The sequence below is a fragment of the Novosphingobium sp. SL115 genome, from assembly GCF_026672515.1.
Taxonomy (GTDB): domain Bacteria; phylum Pseudomonadota; class Alphaproteobacteria; order Sphingomonadales; family Sphingomonadaceae; genus Novosphingobium.
The window spans coordinates 2,804,537-2,823,409 of sequence record NZ_JAPPRG010000002.1; the positions used below are offsets into that span (position 1 = coordinate 2,804,537).

Consider the following 18,873-nt stretch of genomic DNA (forward strand, 5'->3'; position numbering starts at 1 on the left):
CCAAAGATGAAGCGGCGACAACAAGCCGCCGCTTCGCACATACTTACTGGTTATTCTGACGACCGAGGAAGCGCGGGATGTTGAGCGAGGCTCCCTCATCGCTTTCATCATCCGCCCGGCTGCCCCGCGAAAGGTTTGCCATGCGTTCAAACAAGGTGCTGCCGGCGCCCGGCTTTGCCGCAGGGGCTTCTTCGGTGCGGCCCAGACGCGGCATCACAGGTTCCGATGCAGGCGTGGCCTCCGTTGGCGCTTCAAGACTACCCAACAGCAGTTCATCGCTGGCCGGGGGGGCAGAAGCTTCCTGTGCCGAGGAAAGATCCAGGGTAAGATCAAGCGGTTCAGGCTGGGGAGCAGCAGGCTGCACCGGCTGAACCTGTTCCACAGCCGGGGTCCATGCTTGCGGTGCCGGTTCTGGCGCAGCAGGCTGAGCGATCACCGGAGCAGCTGGAGCCGCCGAAGGCACAGCAGGTCCGCGCGCTGCCGAGGGGATCGATACCGGGCGCGCAGCCACTTCGGCCTGTTCGACGCTTTGTTCGATACCCGTGGCGACAACCGACACCCGAATCTTGCCACCAAGATTGGGGTTGAACGCCGAACCCCAGATGATGTTGGCGTTGGGATCAACCAGTTCGCGAATGTGGTTTGCCGCTTCGTCAACCTCAAGCAGCTTCATGTCGTCGCCGCCGATGATCGAGATGATGACACCCTTGGCACCCTGCATAGACACGCCATCAAGCAGCGGGTTAGCAATAGCGCGTTCAGCGGCTTCCAGCGCGCGGTTGGGGCCTTCACCCTCACCCGTGCCCATCATCGCCTTGCCCATTTCACCCATGACCGAACGCACGTCGGCAAAGTCGAGGTTGATGAGTCCGGGCATGACCATGAGATCGGTGATCGACCGCACACCCTGCTGCAGAACTTCGTCGGCAAGCTGGAACGCTTCCTTGAACGTGGTTTCCGCCTTTGCCACCAGGAAAAGGTTCTGGTTTGGAATGACGATCAGCGTATCGACGTGCTTCTGCAGTTCCTCGATCCCGCTTTCTGCCGCGCGCATGCGGCGCGTGCCTTCGAACAGGAACGGCTTGGTGACCACGCCCACCGTCAACACACCCTTGCGGCGCGCTGCTTCTGCGATCACAGGCGCAGCGCCAGTGCCAGTGCCGCCACCCATGCCTGCGGCGATGAACAGCATGTGGACGCCTTCCAGCGACCGTTCGAGATCTTCGATGGTTTCTTCCGCAGCCGCACGGCCCACTTCGGGGCGAGCACCGGCACCAAGACCCTGCGTGATATCAGGGCCAAGCTGGATGCGGTGTTCAGCGATGGAATTATTAAGCGCCTGAGCATCGGTATTGACGACGACGAAATCGACGCCTTCGATCTTGGCGTTAATCATGTTCGCGATGGCATTGCCGCCTGCGCCGCCAACCCCGATCACCGTGATCCGGGGACGAAGTTCGTCAATTGCCGGCGGTCCGATGTTGATGCTCATTATCAGTCTCCCAAGCGGGTCTGCTTCGCCTTTGGCGGGACTTGGCCTTTGGCGAGATTGAAAAAGTTCACCGCAACCTGTTGCACAAGGCAGTAAGACGAATCAAAGGCGGTTTCGCCTTTTCCACAGGTTGCAGCACTATGACGGCCCGCGTTTGCCCCATTTTGGAGTTGTGACAAGGCAAAACCCGTTCAGAAATAGTCCTTAACCGCTCGCAACAGCCGACTCGCCAGCTTCGCTCCCTTGTAGGAGACGGTGGGTGTGTAGGCCGGCCCAATGGCGCGAATGTCCACCGGGTCGGCCGCGGCGAAAAGGACCAAGCCAACCAAGGTCGATGAACTGGGTGTTGCATGTCCCGGCGGCAGGCCCAGCATCGTCGGCGGTGAACCGATCCTTACCGGCCTGCCCAGCGCGGATTGGGCATAGTCGGCAAGGCCGGGCAATTGCGCCCCGCCCCCGGTCAACACCACCTGTTGCCCAGTTTGTCCGACAAAACCCAGCGCCTTCAACGCTTTTGACACTTCTTCAGAGAAGAAGCCCAGTTGCTGCGTAATCACCGAGATCAATTCCGCACGCGGAATACGATTCTTGTCATCCGCATGGCGCGCCACCGGACCGCCTTCAGGATCCCCCGGGGCGTTGACCGGGATCATCTCACGATGGTCGGCAGGGCTGGCGATGGCCGATCCCGACATGCATTTCAGCCGCTCTGCCTGATAGCGGCGGATACCAAAGGCCGATGCGATGGCGTCGGTAATATCGCCCGAACCATACTGGATGACCTGCATGCCCAGAAGCATACCTGCCGCATGGACGGAAACGGTCGTCACCTCTGCGCCGAATTCGACCAGTGCAACGCCCAGTTCACGCTCTTCCGGAGTAAGACAGGCGTGCCCGGCCGCAACGGGCGATCCAACTACAGTTTCCACGTCGAGGTGCGCATTCTGCACCGCTTCGGTAATGTTCCGCACTGGCGCGCCATCAGCCAACATGACATGGATATCCACGGCCAGCCGTTCAGCATGTAGCCCCTTAGGGTTGGGCACGCCATGCGCGCCATCCAGCGTATAATGCGCAGGCTGGGCGTGCAGCACGGTGCGGCCATCGGGCTGAATCACTTCCCGCCCGGCAACCAGCAGATGTTCGATATCATCCTGTTCGATCCGGCGTCCGCCGATATCGACCTCAATCCGCGCGGTGGTGCTGGCAAGGCCTGCCCCGGAACAACCGATCCACACCTTTTGGATGCCGATGTTCGCCATCTTTTCAGCGCGTTCAATCGCATCGCGCACCGAATGGGTGGCAGCCTGCATATCAGTGACATAGCCGCGCTTGATCCCTTGCGCAGCACGATGGCCAGATCCCATGACCACCATTTCACCGGTTTCGGAAAGCCCGGCAATCATCGCGGATACCCGGAACGAGCCGATGTTGACGGCGGCAAAAACCTTCGAGATGCGCGGGGTTGCCATCGCGGATCAGTCTTCCACTGACGGTTTGGCGGCGGCGGCCAGTTTTTTGGCTTCCGCCTTTGTCTGTTCGGCGGCGCGCTTTTCTTCGGCCACTTCCTCGGCATGGCCGGGCACGCGCATATAGATGCGGTCGGGCGCGCGCATATCGAATGCAGCAACCTTTCCGCCCAGCAGGCGATTTACGCCATCCATCCGCGCAAAGCTCAACAATGCTCCGGCAGAGCGTTCATCGCCTTCGGGCAAAGCCAGCACCTGCCCGCTTTTGAAGGTCAGATTCCAGCGCCGGTTGCCGACCCATTCGGCGCCTGCGACCTGTGGTTTCAATGCAGGTGCCGCATCCAGCAGGTGGCCCAGATCCTGCACGCGCTGGCCCACGCCCATGCCTTCCAGCACCAGCATACCCTTGGCGCGGTCCTTGCGGACAGGTTCCAGTTCGGCCCCGGTTTCGTCGATCAGCACCAGCCGGTCAGCCTTCTTCAGGACGGCATGCGGCGCGCGTTCGACGATATCAATCACCAGCGTATCGGGCAGTTTGCGCGATACGCGCGCATCTTTAACCCATGACAGTTCGTTCAATTCATCCCGCAGCGCAGCAAGATCGAGCGTAGTCATCGCGCGATCATTCTGGCCGAGGATCTTTTCGTATATCTTCAATTCGTTCATGCGGTTGACGCCGCGAACTTCAAGATGGCTGACCTTAAACCCGGCACTGGACGCAACCATTGATGCCTGTTCTGATACCAGCGCGGGGACCCCTGCCATGGCAGCGACTATCCACACCAATGCCACCGCAACCCCCAGAATCACCGTCATCAAGATGCGGTGCAGGGTTTCATCGCTGAACGGCACCCAGCGCATCACGCTGTCGACGATAGAGCCGGTTTGCTGGCGCGCAGTCTGAACCTTGCGCTGCGTCGTGCGCGAAGCCGCCGCACGCCGCACACCCTTTCCGCCTCGCTTGATCGTCTGCCCCATGATAATCAGGCCTTTCCGCCATCCTGCAACGCTTCGGCAATGATGGCTTCCACCAGATCGGCGTAATCCATGCCCAGCGCGCGCGCCTGCTCGGGCACGAGGCTAAGCGGAGTCATCCCCGGCTGCGTGTTCACTTCCAGCAGGAACAGGCCCTCGGTCCCCTGTTCGTCATCCCAGCGGAAATCGGAACGGCTAGTGCCCTTGCAACCCAGCAACTGATGCGCACGCAGGGCAATTTGCTTGCACGCTTCGGTCACATCATCCGGAATTTCGGCCGGGCAGATGTGGTCGGTCATCCCGTCGGTATATTTGGCGTCGAAATCGTAGAAACCCGATTTCGGGCGCAGTTCAGTGACGAGCAGCGCGCGGTCCCCGATGACCGCCGTAGTCAGTTCACGCCCACGAATGAACGGTTCAGCCAGCAGTTCGTCAAATTCCTGCCACGGCCCCTTGCTGTCCGCGCTGATCGGGTTGCCATAATTGCCATCAGCCATGACAATAGCCACGCCCACCGACGAACCTTCATTTACGGGTTTGAGCACATAAGGGCGCGGCAGGGGATCGGCTTTGTACAGGTCCGCCGTTTTCACCACGCGCCCGCCCGGCATGGGAATCCCATGCGGCACAAGCGTCTGCTTGGTCAGTTCCTTGTCGATGGCGATCACCGACGTCGCCAAGCCGGAATGCGTATAAGTAAGGCCCATGATGTCCATCAGGCCCTGAATCGAACCATCTTCTCCAGGCGTTCCGTGCAGCGCATTGAACACCACATCGGGCATTGCCTCAGCCAGACGGAGCGCCACGTCGCGGTCCATGTCGATCCGCGTCACCTGATGGCCTTTGGATTCCAGCGCCTTGGCCACACCTTCGCCCGACATCAGACTGACCGGACGTTCGCTGGACCAGCCGCCCATCAGCACCGCGACATGAAGTTTCGGAATTGTCACGGCCTGCCTATCCTTTTGATTTCCCATTCAAGGTCCACACCAGAGTGGTCTTTCACCCGGCGCCGAACCTCATCGCCCAAACCTTCAATCTCGGCACTGGTCGCCGTGCCGGTGTTGATCAGGAAATTGGTGTGCTTTTCGCTGACTTGTGCGCCACCCATGGCCAGCCCCCGGCACCCGGCCTTGTCAACCAGTTCCCATGCCTTCCCGCCATCCGGGTTCTTGAAGGTGGAACCGCCGGTCTTGCTGCGCAGTGGCTGCGATGCCTCGCGCGCGGCACTGATGCGGTCCATTTCGGTCTGGATGGCATCCGCATCGCCCGGCTCACCGCGAAAACGCGCGGCCACAACGATGCAGCCATCGACAAGATCGGAATGGCGATAGGTATAGCCCAGTTCCGACAGCGGCAGCGTGACGATTTCGCCCGAACGGATCACCACGTCGCAATCGATCAGGATATCCTTGACCTCCCGCCCATAGGCGCCGCCGTTCATCCGCACGAAGCCGCCGACCGTGCCGGGGATCGAGCGAAGAAATTCCAGTCCGGCAATACCGTTGTCGCGCGCGGTGGAGGACACCAGAATACCGCTGGCCCCGCCCCCGCAATTCAACGTCACGGCGTCCACCCGTTCAACTTTGGCAAAAGCCTTGCCCAGACGGATCACCACACCCGGCACGCCGCCATCACGCACGATCAGGTTGGATCCCAGCCCCAGCGCCATGACCGGCACATCGGGCGCAAGACCTGCCAGAAAGTCCTGAAGATCGGCCACGTCCTTGGGTTCGAACAGCCAGTCAGCCGTGCCGCCGGACTTGAACCATACCAGCGGAGCGAGCGGTGCATTTTGAGTCAGTTTGCCGCGAACCAGCGGCAGCGCGGTGGTCGTCACCCCTGTCCCCTTTCGCGCGCGATCGCTTCGGCCAGACCTGCCGCCCATTTGGTGATGTCGCCCGCGCCAAGACACACGATCATGTCGCCCGTTTGCGCCACACTCGCCAGTTCTTTGGCCAATGCATCCGCGCCGCTGACAAGATGCGCGCTGCGGTGGCCACGTGCCTTGATGCCTTCGACCATCGCCGCGCTGTCAACGCCATCAATCGGCAGTTCACCCGCGGCATAGACCGGTGCGGCATAGACCACGTCGGCATCGTTGAACGCGCCCTGGAAGTCTTCCATGTGGTCGCGCAGGCGGGTGAAGCGATGCGGCTGCGCCACGGCAATCACGCGCCCCTGCACGCCCTCGCGCGCAGCGGCCAGAACAGCGCGAATTTCGACCGGATGATGCCCGTAATCGTCGATTACGGTGATGCCGTCCACTTCACCAACCTTGGTAAAGCGCCGCTTGACCCCGCCGAACTTGCCAAAGCCGCCCCGGATCAGATCGTCCGAAACGCCCATTTCCACAGCCACGGCCACAGCGGCCAGTGCGTTCTGCACGTTGTGGCGGCCCGGCATCGGCAATTCGATGCCTTCGATGCGGCGGAACGAACCATCACGCTGGCGCAGCACGGCGGTAAAGCGGTTGCCGCCGGGAATTGGCGTCACGTTTTCCCCGCGCACGTCGGCCTGTGCCGAGAAACCATATGTCACCACGCGGCGGTCGCGCACCTTGGGGATGATCGCCTGCACTTCAGGATGATCGATGCACAGCATGGCCGCGCCATAAAACGGCACATTTTCAATGAATTCGACAAAGGCAGACTTCACTTTGTCAAAGCTGCCATAGTGGTCAAGGTGTTCGGGATCGATATTGGTGACAACCGCCAGCGTGCCATCCAGACGCAGGAACGAACCGTCGCTTTCGTCCGCCTCCACCACCATCCAGTCGCTGTCACCCAGACGTGCGTTGGAGCCGTAGGAATTGATGATGCCGCCATTGATCACCGTGGGGTCCACCCCGCCCGCATCCAGCAGGCAGGCGATCATCGATGTGGTCGTGGTCTTGCCATGGGTGCCCGCCACCGCAACGGTGCTTTTCAGGCGCATCAGTTCGGCCAGCATTTCGGCACGGCGCACCACGGGAATGCGGCCTTCCAGCGCGGCGACAACTTCGGGGTTGTCGCGCTTTACGGCAGTAGAAGTCACCACCACGGCAACGCCAGCCACGTTTTCCGCCGCTTGTCCGATCATCACCTTGATGCCACGGCTGCGCAGGCCTTCGACGACATAGCTTTCCGCCATGTCCGACCCCTGCACGGAATAGCCCATGTTGTGCATGACTTCGGCAATGCCCGACATGCCGATGCCGCCGATGCCGACAAAGTGGATCGTGCCGATTTCAGTGCCAACACCCTTCATGCCAGTTGCTCCTGCCCGGCAGCGGCGGTCGCGCTGGTATCCACGCGGATCACGTCCATGATCGGGCTGGCGCCAAAGCTTTCCACAAGGTCGGCCAGATCGTCCACCGCATTGGGCAGACCACAGTTCCACGCACCATGTGCGGCGTTGGCAAGGGTATGGGGATGTTGCGCCATGGCCTGAATCTGTTTCGCAAGTTCCTTGGGGGTGAAGCCGGTCTGGCGGATGGCGCGCGCGCCACCTGCGGCCACCATTTCGCGCGTATTGGCAGCCTGATGATCGTCCGTTGCGATCGGCAGCGGGATCAGGATGGCAGGACGGCCAACCGCAGTCAGTTCCGCAATGGTCGATGCCCCGGCCCGTCCGATAAACAGATGTGCACCAGCAAGCCGCGCCTGCATGTCTTCGAAATAGGTGCCAAGTTCTGCCGGAATTTCATGCGCGGCATAGCGGGCGCGCACCGCCTCAAGGTCTTCGGCGCGGCATTGCTGTGTCACCTGCAACCGGTGACGCAGCGCAGGCGGCAGCATGGCAAGGCCATCGGGCACAACATCTGACAGGATCGACGCGCCCTGACTACCACCGGTCACCAGCACGCGGAACAGGCCGTCTTCGGTAAATTCAGGGAACGGCTCACCGCGTAGCGCCAGCACTTCAGGGCGCACCGGATTGCCCACACGATGCACCTTGCCCCACAGCTTCGGCTCCAGCCGATCAACTTCGCCATAGGCGGTCGCGATAGCGTTCACCCGTTTGGCCAGGAACCGGTTGACCCGGCCCAGCACGGCATTCTGTTCGTGGATCACTGTGGGGATTTTCGCCGCATGGGCCGCAAGCAATGCCGGCAGTGCAGGATACCCGCCAAAGCCGATGACGCATGAAGGCTGGAAGCTTTCAAACAGGCGCAGCGCCATGGCACGCCCCTGCCAGATCGCTTTCAGCCCCTTCCACAGGGCTACCGGGTTCTTGCCGAGACGTCCCGCAGGCAAGACATGCGCAGGCAGGAAATCAGGTTTTCCGGGAATTTTGGCCCCGCGTTCATCAGTGACCAGCGCAACGTGATGCCCGCGCCGCTCAAGCTCTACGGCAAGGGCGAATGCCGGGATCAGGTGGCCGCCTGTGCCGCCTGCTGCCAGCACATAATGTCGGGAAACACCGGTCATTTGCGCACCAAATCTGAAATGTCGAACTGTTCCCGCGAAAGGTAGGGATTGCGACGAGTGATAGCCAGCAACAGGCCCACGCCCAGCAGGAGCGCAATAGTCGACGATCCGCCGTAGCTTATCAGCGGCAAGGTCATACCTTTCGAAGGAAAGAGTTGCAGGTTGACGAGGATGTTAATGAACGCCTGCCCCACCAACTGCGCGGTAAGCCCTGCCGCGGCAAGGATCGTGAACAGATCGTCTTCATCCAGCAGTCGCATCAGCACGCGCAGCGCGATGGCGCAATAGACCACCACCACCACAGCACATGCGATCAACCCGAATTCCTCTCCGATCACCGAAAAGATATAGTCCGTATGCGCTTCGGGCAGCGCGTTCTTGCGGCTACCCAGCCACAGCCCGGCCCCGCTCCACCCGCCGTTAATAAGCGTGCGCATGGCCAGATCAACCTGATCGAACTCTGCCCCGCCGGAAATGAAACTGTCGATACGATGCGTCGCGTTGGGGTAGAACAGATAGGCTGCGACAACCGCGAGAATGCCAGCCCCCATCGACCACAAGATCTTGCTGACCGACAAGCCGGACAGCAGAACCAGCACGAACCACACCCCGCCAAACAACACGGTCGATCCGAAGTCCGGCTGTGCCATCAACAACGCCCCGACCAGCCCCATGATCCCCACGGTAATCGGAATCACCGGAATGTTGGGGTCACGCACCCGCCACGACAGAATCCAGGCGATGGCAATGGCAAAACCGGGCTTCAGGAACTCGGACGGTTGCAGGCTGAACCCAATCCACAACCAGCGCTTGGCCCCCTTCACTTCACTGCCAACCAGCGGCACCAGCACCAGCGCGACAATCATGGCTGCTGCCAGAATGATCGCACCGCGCCGCGCCGCATCCTTGGGCAGGACCGAAGCGAAGAACATGGCAACAAGACCGATCGCCACCCAGCGCAAATGAATCCAGAAAAAGTAAAGATCGCCCAGCACGGTCTTGCTGGTTGAAAGTCGGTGCGCACTGGCAGGCGACGCGGACGCCACGGCAATCGTACCGATCGTCACCAGAAACAGGATCAGACCCAGCAGCACGCGATCAATCTCGCGCCACCAGATCAGCAGTTCGCTGCGGCGACTGCGGCGGAACCGCGTGCCATGCCCCACCACACGCACCCCGCCATCAGGCGTGGTCGTGGTAACCAGCCGGGTCGGGGTGGGCGATGTGCTCATGCCGTCCCAGCCTCCGGCGCGCCACTGCCCGGCGGACAAGGTGCCGCACGGTCCTCGATCAATGCCTCAACGATCTGGCGGAAGCTGTCGCCCCGCGCTTCGAAATCACGGAATTGGTCAAAACTGGCGCAGGCGGGCGAAAGCATCACCACATCGCCCGGTTGCGCCGCTTCCATCGCCTGCCGCACGGCATCGCACAGCATTTCGCTGCGGGTGACAGGCATGACCGGATCAAGGATTTCGGCAAAGCGGGGGCCAGCCTCGCCAATGGTATAGGCAGCGACGACATGGCTGAAATAGGGAGCGCATTCATCCAGATCGTCGCTTTTGGGCAGACCACCCAAAATCCAGTGGATGCGCGGATAAGCCCCCAGTGCGGGCGCCGTGGATGCCGGATTGGTGGCCTTGCTGTCATTGACAAACAGCACGCCATGGGCCTGCGCCACACGTTCCATCCGGTGCGGCAGGCCGACAAAACTGGCAAGCGCGGGCCGCCATACGTCCTCGGCAATGCCAAGCTGGCGCGCGATTTCCACCGCGATTGCTGCGTTCTGCAGGTTGTGCGGCCCCTGCAATGAAGGCCATGCGCTTTGGCCATCCAACGCATCTGGCTGGATGACATGGACGAAGCCCTGCAGGTGCGATGCCGATGCATCGGCTGCGATGGCCAGCGTATCATCATCGCCACAACCGAATACGGCCTGCTGGTCTGCACGCTGCATCTGAAACAAGCGCGCTTTTGACGCGGCATAACCGGCAAAGCCGTCATACCGGTCAAGGTGATCCGGGCTGAGGTTAATCAGCGCGGCAACATCGCAGGCAAGGCCTTGCGTGAGGTCAATCTGATAGCTGGACAGTTCCAGCACATAAACACCACCACTTGCCAGTGGTTCCTGCCCCAGGATCGGCAGGCCGATATTGCCGCCCATCGTGGTCGGCAGGCCAGCGGCCTTGCAGATATGGTGAACCAGCGTGGTCGTGGTCGATTTACCGTTGGTGCCAGTGATGCCCACCACCTTGTGCGGCGGCAGATCGGCGCGGGCCTGCGCAAACAGTTCAATGTCACCAATCACCGGCACGCCGAACGACGCAGCATGGGCGGCAATGGGATGGCGGTTCAGCGGCACGCCAGGCGATACCACCACGCCCGCAAAGCCGGTCAGGTCAATCGTCAGCGGATCGGCAACGGTGCAGCGGCCTTCAAATGCGGCACGCGGTTCTTCGCGGCTGTCCCACACGGTAACGTCAGCGCCGCTTGCCATCAGACTTTCCACGCTGGCCAGCCCTGATCGGGCAAGGCCCAGTACGGCAAAGCGTTTTCCGGCAAAGGCGGGAGAGACGATCATCGCACTTTCAGCGTGGCAAGACCGATCAGCGCCAGCACGATCGACACGATCCAAAAGCGGATCACAACGGTCGACTCCTTCCAGCCAAGCTGTTCGAAGTGGTGATGAATGGGGGCCATGCGGAACACCCGTTTGCCTGTGCGCTTATACACGGCTACCTGCACGATCACCGATACAGCTTCCATCACAAACAACCCGCCAACAATGGCCAGCACGATTTCATGGTGCGCCGCCACCGCGATCACGCCCAGCGCGCCACCCAGCGCAAGGCTGCCGGTATCACCCATGAACACGGCGGCAGGCGGCGCGTTGAACCACAGGAAGGCCAGACCTGCGCCCATCATGGCCGCGCAGAAAATGGCCAGTTCACCCGCGCCCTTGACGTGCGGAATGCCAAGATAGCTGGCAAAGTCCACTCGCCCGGCAAGATAGGCGATGATGGCAAATGTGCCCGCCGCAATAATCACCGGCATGATGGCAAGGCCGTCCAGCCCGTCGGTCAGGTTCACCGCATTCCCTGCGCCGACAATCACGAAGATCGCGAACAGATAATAAAACGGTCCCAACGGGATATACAGATTGCTGAACAGAGGCACGTAAAGGTTGGTTTCCCCTACCGCCAGCCACGCCGCGACAGCGGCCACCACAAATTCGCCCGCAAGACGCACTTTGGCAGGAACGCCCTTGTGTGCGTACTTCGTCACCTTGTCGTAATCGTCGAGAAAGCCGATCAGCCCGAAGCCTAGCGTAACCACGATGCAAGCCCACAGCAGATGGCTGCTGACATCCATCCACAACATCAAAGACAGCAGAAGCGACGTCACGATCATCAGTCCGCCCATCGTCGGCGTGCCGCGCTTAGCCAGATGCGATTGCGGCCCATCCTCGCGGATCGGCTGACCTTTGCCCTGACGCACACGCAGCATGTTGATGAAGCGCGGACCGATGATAAGGCCGATCAGCAGCGCCGTGACCAGCGTAATGCCGGCGCGGAACGTCTGGTAGCGGATAAGGTTGCTAAATCCTTCAAAATTCAGCCATTGCGCCAGCTCGTAGAGCATTCATTGTTCCCTGAGCGTCAACGCGCGCACCAGCGCGCCCAGCCCTACTGAATTCGACCCTTTCACGAGGATTGCATCACCCCCGCGCACGCCATCTGCCGCAAGACATTGCCCCGCTTCCGCCGTGTTCTGCACATGCGACACATCGATTGCAGCGGCAAGCGCAGGCGCATCGCTTTTCCCCAGTGCGTCCGCCAATGCCGCCATTTCGGGGCCGACCAGAATCAACCGGTCGACCTTTGCAGCCGCAATCGGCCCGGCAAGTTCCGCGTGATAGCGCGCCTCATCTGCGCCCAGTTCGCGCATCGCCCCCAAAATGGCAACACGGCGCACAGCGGGCGTGGCACCCAGTTGCTGCAAGGTGGCCGTCATCGAAGCCGGATTGGCGTTGTAGCTTTCATCGATCAGCAGCGCCGCACCCGATCCATCGCCGCCGTCTGCCGCAATAGTGTGGCGCGCGCCGCGCCCGGCAAGGCCAGCCATTTCGGCAAGGGCAAGGCCCGCCGCCCCCAGATCGCCGCCAATCGCTTCTACCGCTGCCATCACCGCCAGCGAATTGGCCACCCAGTGCGCTCCGGGCTGCGCGATGGTGTAGCACAGCTTGCGTCCGCCAAGGTCTGCGGTCACCAGCGTACCGCCGCACGGCGCGGGCAGCGCATCTAGCAGCCGCACTGCCGCATCGCGAGCCGTACCGAAGCTGACCACCCGGCCTGCATGAAGCGCTGCCTTGGCGCGCAACCGTTCGAAATGCGGGCTATCTGCCGGGATGATGGCCACACCACCCGGTTCAAGCCCCTCAAAGATTTCACCTTTGGCCTCGGCAATCGCATCCTCGCCAGCGAAATGGCCGATATGTGCTGGCGCGATCGTGGTGATGATGGCGACGTGCGGACGCACCAGCCGGGTCAGCGCAGCCAGTTCACCCGCATGGTTCATGCCCATTTCGAACACGCCATAAGTGGTGCGGGCGGGCATTCGGGACAGACTGAGGGGGACGCCGACGTGATTGTTGTAGCTCTTGACCGAACGATGCGCCCGGCCCCTGCTTGACCGGTCGAGCGCGGCATAAAGCGCTTCCTTGACCCCGGTCTTACCCGCAGACCCGGTGACGCCAATGATCCCGGCATCGACGCGCGCACGGGCGGCACGGGCCAGCGCTTCAAGCGCTGCAAAAGTGTCATCCACCAACACGTTCGCGCCAAACGTGCCATGTTCCACCACCGCGCCCGCCGCGCCCCGGCCATAGGCGCCTTCCAGAAAGCGGTGGCCATCCGAACTTTCGCCCTTCAGAGCAAAGAACAGGTCGCCTTCCGTTACTTCACGGCTGTCGATCTCTACGCCCGAAACCGTAAACTTCGCACTGGCCCGCCCGCCGGTGGCAGCAGCGATGTCGTCGCTGCTCCACAGCGCGAGACCCGCCGCATCGGACGGGTCATCTGGCCATGATATAAGCGCGGGATGGGCGGTCATGTGGTACACTCCCTTGCGACCTGCACGTCATCAAACGGCAGGACGCGCACGGTATCACCCCTGCCCACAATCTGCCCCTGTTCGTGCCCCTTGCCCGCAACAAGCACAATGTCATCGCGCCCGGCATCGGCAATCCCAGCGGCAATCGCAGCACGACGATCACCGATCTCGCGCGCCTTGGCATCGCAGCCCGCCAGCACCGCAGCGCGTATCTCTGCAGGATCTTCGCCGCGCGGGTTGTCGTCGGTAACAATGACCGCATCGGACCCGGCACAGGCAGCACGGCCCATTTCGGGGCGCTTTCCACCATCACGGTCTCCGCCTGCGCCAACCACGGTAATCAGGCGGCCCTTCACATGCGGACGCAACGCGGCAATCGCGGCTTCGATTGCGTCGGGCGTATGCGCATAATCGATATAGACCGGCGCACCGGCGCGATTGATCGCCGCGCGTTCAAGCCGCCCGCGCACCGGCTGAAGGCGGGCAACCGCATCGAACACCGCGCCACCGTCCAAGCCCGACGCGATGGCAAGCCCTGCCGACACCAGCGCATTGGCGGCCTGATAGGCTCCTATCAGCGGCAGATTGATCTTGCGGGCGGCGCCTTGCCATTCAATCTCAAGCGTCTGGCCAAGCTGGGTTGGCGTGCGCGAAAGCAGGCGGATTGCATCTCCATTCTGGCCCACACCAAACAGGCTCAACCCGCGGGCGCGCGCATGGTCCGCCGCGCGACTGGACCATTCATCATCCATCCACACGACAGCGGTACCGCCGTCTTCGACCACATTATCGAACAGGCGCATCTTGGCGGCGAAATAGTCTTCCATCGTCGCGTGGTAATCAAGGTGATCGCGACTTAGGTTGGTGAATGCGCCTGCCACAACGCGCAGGCCTTCGTTGCGGAACTGCGAAAGACCATGGCTCGATGCTTCATAGGCAACATGCGTCACCCCTTCACGGGCAAGGCCGGTCATGTTCGACAGGAAGGTCACGATATCGGGTGTGGTCAGCCCGGTCGACACGCTTTCGTCAGCCGTGGTCACTCCCAGCGTGCCGATGGAAGCCGCCGAATATCCCGCCATGCGCCAGATCTGGCGGGTCATCTCGACCGTCGATGTTTTGCCGTTTGTGCCCGTTACCGCCACCACCGTTTCCGGCACAGGCTGGAAAAACTGCGATGCCAGTTCGGCAAAGGCGCGGCGGGGCTCAGAATCGGCGATGTGGATCGCCCCTGTGACTTTTACCTCTGGCCGGGCAACAATCGCCACGGCCCCTGCCTGCACCGCATCGTCGATGAAATCCTCGCCATTGAAGCGCGCGCCGGGAAATGCGCCGAAAACCGTGCCTGGTGCCACTTTACGGTTGTCGATCGCAAACCCGGTGACATTTGCTTCAACACCCGAAGCGGGCAACCCGGCAGCTTCGAGAATGGCCGCCAGCTTCATTCGCCTTCTCCATTGCCGACCAACGGGGACAAGTCGGTAATATCGACATCGCGACTGTCATCGGGCACCACGCCCAACAGTGGACCGATACGCGGCACCACGCGGCCCACAATCGGCCCGGCATTCCACGCGGCTGTGCGCTGAAACGACGTTGCCGCCGTGCCCTTGGGTTCGTCCAGCATGGCGATCACGACATAGCGCGGCTTGTCCATCGGGAAAGCTGCTGCAAAAGTGGCGACCAGGGACGTGCGGTTATAACCGCCACGGCCACCCGGCTTTTCGGCAGACCCGGTCTTTCCACCCACGCGAAAGCCCGCTGCGTTTGCGCTCTTGCCCGTGCCATCAACCACAATCATGCGCAACAACTGGCGCATCCGCGCGCTGGTGGATGCCTTGAAGACGCGCCGACCGGCGGGCGCATTAGCCGGATCGACCTTGTAGAGTGTTGCCGGACGCCAGACGCCACCGTTCACCATCGCGGCATAGGCTGCGGCCAGATGCAGTGGTGTCACTGCAATGCCGTGGCCATAGCTGACCGTCATCGTGGTGATACGCGCCCATTCCCCGCTCTTGTCATGGCCACGCGGCCAAAGCGGGAACCCGCGCGCGGGCAATTCGATATAGGGGCGTTCGTTCATGCCCAGCGCCGCCATGGTGCGCTTCAGCCCGGCACTGCCCAGCTTGTCGGCCACTTGCGCAGTGACGATGTTGGACGAATGAATCAGTGCTTCAGGCACATTCAGCGATTCGCCGAAGCTGTGGCTGTCACGGATACGGAAACCGCCGATTTCCAAAGGACGGTTTGCAGGATAGCGCACCGAAAGATCCGTCACTACGCCAGCATCAATCGCCGCTGCGACCGACAGCGGTTTGAACGTAGAGCCAAGTTCGTAAACCTGATTGGTGACCTTGTTGAACACCAGATCGTTGAAAGCACGGTCGGACCGATTTGGATTGAACGATGGCAACGATGCCAGCGCCACCACTTCGCCGGTGTCCACATCCAGAATGATGCCCGCCGCCCCCTTGGCCTCGGTTTCCAGCATCCCACGGCCCAGTTCGTCTTCCAGCGCGCCCTGCACGCGCATATCGATGGACAGGGCAACCGGCACGGCCCGCTGCGCAGGATCAAGCAGGCGCTTTTCCAGCACCTGTTCCATGCCCACATGCCCGCGGCCTTCGCCATCGACATAACCCAGCACATGCGCGCCCAGCGACCCTTGCGGATAATAACGCTGGTTTTCGCGCGGAAACTCCAACGCCGGTTCGCCCAGCGCGAATATCCGGTTGGCTTCTTCCGGCATCACCCGGCGACGCAGATAGCTGGGCTTGTCAGATTTGAGCCGGGTCAGCAGATCGTTGTAATCAGCATCGGGAAACACCTGCAGCAGCGCATTGGCCACTTCTTCGGGCGATTTCACCAAAGGCGATCCAACATCACCCAGGGCCTTGGGGTTGAACCACAAAGCATAGGCCGGAAACGCACGAGCCAGCGGCACGCCATTGCGGTCGGTAATTTCACCGCGCGAAGGCAGCAATGCTTCGGCCAGCGAACGCTTTTCCGGCGCGTCTTCAAAAAAGCCAAGTTGCGCGATGCGGATCAGCGCGGCGATGCCGGCCAGCAGGAACAGCAGCGCCACCACCAGCACGCGCACCTTGGCCTCCACCAGCGAGCGCTGACGGACGTTGGCAAGGCGCACACGGCCAGAAGCGATCGCTGCGGATGCGGTCAGTGCGTTCACCGGACTGCCTTAGCCTCCTTGCGCGCCGAAGGACGAGAGGACGCGACGGACTTCGTGCCTTTGATTATCGACTTATCCGCAGTTGCAGCGTTTTTGCCGGTCTTTTCCGTCTTTGCGGCCTTTGCGGCCTTTGCGGCGGGTCGCTCCTTTTCGGATGCGGTCTTGTTCCGCACCGGCGTTGCCACGCCCGAATCGACAACTTTGCCAAGCCGGTCGTTCAACGTCTCGACCGCTTCGTCGTGATTGACCCGGCGCGCTTGACGCGCAGTGCTTTCGCTTGCCACCTTGCTGTCGTCGCTGGACAGCGCCTTACCGCTCAGCGGTGACACCATCGCCGGAAATGCTGCCGAAGCAATCACCGCATCATCCACGCTGGCAACGCGAATGGGCGCTGGCGCATCGGGTGTTGTCGGCACACTCAATGCGGCCAGTTGGCGTTCGCCTTCAAGATACTGGCTGGCACCGGGCGCGGCATAGCCAAATTCCACATCGTTCCACGCCTTCAGCTGCTGCTGGTTGGAGCGCGTTTCAAACTCGGTTTCAAGGTAAAGCTTTTCCTGCTTCAACGCCACGATGCGAACTTCGGCATGATGCACTTGGCTGCGCAGGGCATTCACTCGAAACGCCAGTACCAACACCATCGCAAGGCAAAGGCCCAGCAGCACCAGCCACCCAACAGAACGCAGACGATTGGCCGAAGCGATCATGCGACGATCCTTCCAACAGCACGGGCGGGCGCATCGGTGCGGGCGGCCCAGCGCAAAGTGGCTGAGCGCGCGCGCGGGTTACGAGCTTCTTCTTCCGGCGTGGGACGGATCGCACCCGACGGCTTTTCGAATACCGCCACCGATTTCGTCGCAAGCTGCGGCATATGCCGCGACCCTGCGGGCATTGCGCCTGCACCTTCGCGCAAGAATTGCTTGACGATGCGGTCTTCAAGGCTGTGAAAACTGACCACCACCAGTCGACCGCCGGGGGCCAGCACCTTTTCAGCGGCGGCCAGCCCTTCGATCAGCTCGTCCAGTTCGCCATTCACATGAATGCGCACTGCCTGAAAACTGCGGATGGCAGGATCTTTCTGCGCCTTTGGCCCTTTGATATCAGGACGATAAGCTAGCGCCTTGCGCACCACATTGGCGAACTGGCCCGTCGTCGTCAGCGGGCGCGCGGCAACGACAGCCCGCGCAATCCGGCGTGACTGGCGTTCTTCGCCATAGCGATAAAGCACGTCTGCAATTTCCGCTTCGTCGGCTTCGTTCAGAAAATCTGCCGCACTCAGGCCGTCCTGCGACATCCGCATGTCAAGCGGGCCATCCGACGAAAACGCAAAGCCGCGCCCCGGTTGATCAAGCTGCATCGAGCTTACGCCTATGTCGAAGACAACGCCCTGCACGCTGGTAATGCCAGCTTCGGCCAACCCTTCGGCCAGTTCGGAGAAACGGCGCGGGTGCAGGATAAGGCGGGGATCGCTGCCTTGCGTTTCGGCCCATTTATGACCCGCCGCAATCGCATCGGGATCGCGATCAAAAGCATGGACGATGGCCCCTGCGACCAACAAACGCCGAGTGTAGCCACCTGCTCCAAACGTGCCATCGACGATAAGATCGCCCGGTTTCGGCGCAAGAGCTTCGGCAACTTCTTCCAGCAGAACCGGAATGTGCGGCGCGCGCGCCTGTGCCGCGTCAGACCCGCTCATTTGCGTTTCCCCTTGGCAGCTTCGGCCATCTTGGCACGGCAACCGGCTTGCGCACCCTCCCAGCCTGCCGCCTGATCGAACAGGATGCGGGGGTTCCAGATGGTGATCTGGCGGCCGCCACCGTGGAAATACAGCCCGTCTTCCACTTTGCCCAGTTCACCCAGATGATCGGGCAGAACAAAGCGGCCGCTGTCATCAAAGCTCGCGCGGTAAAAACCGTAGACCTGTGCCTCTGCCATATCACGGTCGAAATCGAGGCCGAGTCGCAGCTTCTTTTCTTCTTCGCGGTCAATTTCGTCGGCAAACTGTTGCAGACGCGACAGGCCAAACCCGACAAGGCACGGCAGGCGGGGGTGCTTGTCGAGGCAGAGAACGCGCTGATTTTCAGAAGCGGCGAAAACATCGGAGCGGAAGTCGGCAGGCAGGACAAAGCGACCTTTTTCGCCGCGCGGCGAAAAGCCCTGTCCCACAAAATTTACCGGCCCTCCTGCCACCCGTGACACCCCAAATCGGGGACAAAAAGCTCCACATCC

16 protein-coding genes are annotated in these 18,873 nt (G+C 61.6%); all 16 read right to left on the reverse strand.

Annotated features, from left to right (window positions below; genetic code table 11):
- Positions 1–43 precede the first annotated feature (43 nt).
- The 16 genes from ftsZ to OVA07_RS15135 all read right to left on the reverse strand — a co-directional run bounded on the left by ftsZ (position 44) and on the right by OVA07_RS15135 (position 18,810).
- Entirely contained in the window at positions 44–1,492 is a 1,449-nt protein-coding gene (gene ftsZ, locus OVA07_RS15060) for a cell division protein FtsZ (RefSeq protein ID WP_268172299.1), read from the reverse strand.
- A 191-nt stretch (positions 1,493–1,683) separates the two neighbouring features.
- Positions 1,684–2,964, reverse strand: a complete 1,281-nt coding sequence (gene ftsA / locus OVA07_RS15065) for a cell division protein FtsA (RefSeq protein WP_268172301.1) — start codon at positions 2,962–2,964, stop codon at positions 1,684–1,686.
- A gap of 6 nt (positions 2,965–2,970) precedes the next feature.
- Positions 2,971–3,939 (reverse strand): cell division protein FtsQ/DivIB, encoded by a 969-nt coding sequence (locus OVA07_RS15070; protein WP_268172302.1) that lies wholly within the window; start codon positions 3,937–3,939, stop codon positions 2,971–2,973.
- A 5-nt stretch (positions 3,940–3,944) separates the two neighbouring features.
- A complete protein-coding gene (locus tag OVA07_RS15075; RefSeq protein WP_268172303.1) occupies positions 3,945–4,886 on the reverse strand; it encodes a D-alanine--D-alanine ligase in 942 nt (313 codons plus the stop codon).
- Positions 4,883–5,824 carry a UDP-N-acetylmuramate dehydrogenase gene (gene murB, locus OVA07_RS15080; protein WP_442789655.1) on the reverse strand — a complete coding sequence of 314 codons (942 nt, stop codon included), beginning with the start codon at positions 5,822–5,824 and terminating at the stop codon, positions 4,883–4,885. The genes OVA07_RS15075 and murB overlap by 4 nt, the downstream gene beginning before the upstream one ends.
- The gene (murC, locus tag OVA07_RS15085) at positions 5,773–7,185 is read right to left on the reverse strand and encodes a UDP-N-acetylmuramate--L-alanine ligase (RefSeq protein ID WP_268172305.1); all 1,413 of its coding nucleotides are present in this window, start codon (positions 7,183–7,185) and stop codon (positions 5,773–5,775) included. Before murC ends, murB begins: the two co-directional genes overlap by 52 nt.
- A complete protein-coding gene (gene murG, locus OVA07_RS15090) occupies positions 7,182–8,348 on the reverse strand; it encodes an undecaprenyldiphospho-muramoylpentapeptide beta-N-acetylglucosaminyltransferase (RefSeq protein ID WP_268172306.1) in 1,167 nt (388 codons plus the stop codon). Before murG ends, murC begins: the two co-directional genes overlap by 4 nt.
- A complete protein-coding gene (locus OVA07_RS15095; RefSeq protein ID WP_268172307.1) occupies positions 8,345–9,580 on the reverse strand; it encodes an FtsW/RodA/SpoVE family cell cycle protein in 1,236 nt (411 codons plus the stop codon). The genes murG and OVA07_RS15095 overlap by 4 nt, the downstream gene beginning before the upstream one ends.
- Complete coding sequence (gene murD / locus OVA07_RS15100) at positions 9,577–10,926, reverse strand: UDP-N-acetylmuramoyl-L-alanine--D-glutamate ligase (RefSeq protein WP_268172308.1); 1,350 nt, start codon at positions 10,924–10,926, stop codon at positions 9,577–9,579. The genes OVA07_RS15095 and murD overlap by 4 nt, the downstream gene beginning before the upstream one ends.
- A complete protein-coding gene (mraY, locus tag OVA07_RS15105) occupies positions 10,923–11,987 on the reverse strand; it encodes a phospho-N-acetylmuramoyl-pentapeptide-transferase (protein WP_268172309.1) in 1,065 nt (354 codons plus the stop codon). The genes murD and mraY overlap by 4 nt, the downstream gene beginning before the upstream one ends.
- Positions 11,988–13,457, reverse strand: a complete 1,470-nt coding sequence (locus tag OVA07_RS15110) for a UDP-N-acetylmuramoyl-tripeptide--D-alanyl-D-alanine ligase (RefSeq protein ID WP_268172310.1) — start codon at positions 13,455–13,457, stop codon at positions 11,988–11,990.
- Positions 13,454–14,902, reverse strand: a complete 1,449-nt coding sequence (locus OVA07_RS15115; protein WP_268172311.1) for a UDP-N-acetylmuramoyl-L-alanyl-D-glutamate--2,6-diaminopimelate ligase — start codon at positions 14,900–14,902, stop codon at positions 13,454–13,456. Before OVA07_RS15115 ends, OVA07_RS15110 begins: the two co-directional genes overlap by 4 nt.
- Positions 14,899–16,644 carry a peptidoglycan D,D-transpeptidase FtsI family protein gene (locus tag OVA07_RS15120; protein WP_268172312.1) on the reverse strand — a complete coding sequence of 582 codons (1,746 nt, stop codon included), beginning with the start codon at positions 16,642–16,644 and terminating at the stop codon, positions 14,899–14,901. Before OVA07_RS15120 ends, OVA07_RS15115 begins: the two co-directional genes overlap by 4 nt.
- Positions 16,641–17,351 (reverse strand): hypothetical protein, encoded by a 711-nt coding sequence (locus tag OVA07_RS15125; protein WP_268172313.1) that lies wholly within the window; start codon positions 17,349–17,351, stop codon positions 16,641–16,643. Before OVA07_RS15125 ends, OVA07_RS15120 begins: the two co-directional genes overlap by 4 nt.
- Positions 17,348–18,340, reverse strand: coding sequence for a 16S rRNA (cytosine(1402)-N(4))-methyltransferase RsmH (rsmH, locus tag OVA07_RS15130; protein WP_268172315.1), 993 nt, complete (start codon positions 18,338–18,340; stop codon positions 17,348–17,350). Before rsmH ends, OVA07_RS15125 begins: the two co-directional genes overlap by 4 nt.
- On the reverse strand, positions 18,337–18,810 hold the full coding sequence (locus OVA07_RS15135; protein ID WP_268172316.1) for a division/cell wall cluster transcriptional repressor MraZ: 474 nt from the start codon (positions 18,808–18,810) through the stop codon (positions 18,337–18,339). Before OVA07_RS15135 ends, rsmH begins: the two co-directional genes overlap by 4 nt.
- Between the last annotated feature and the right edge of the window lie 63 nt (positions 18,811–18,873).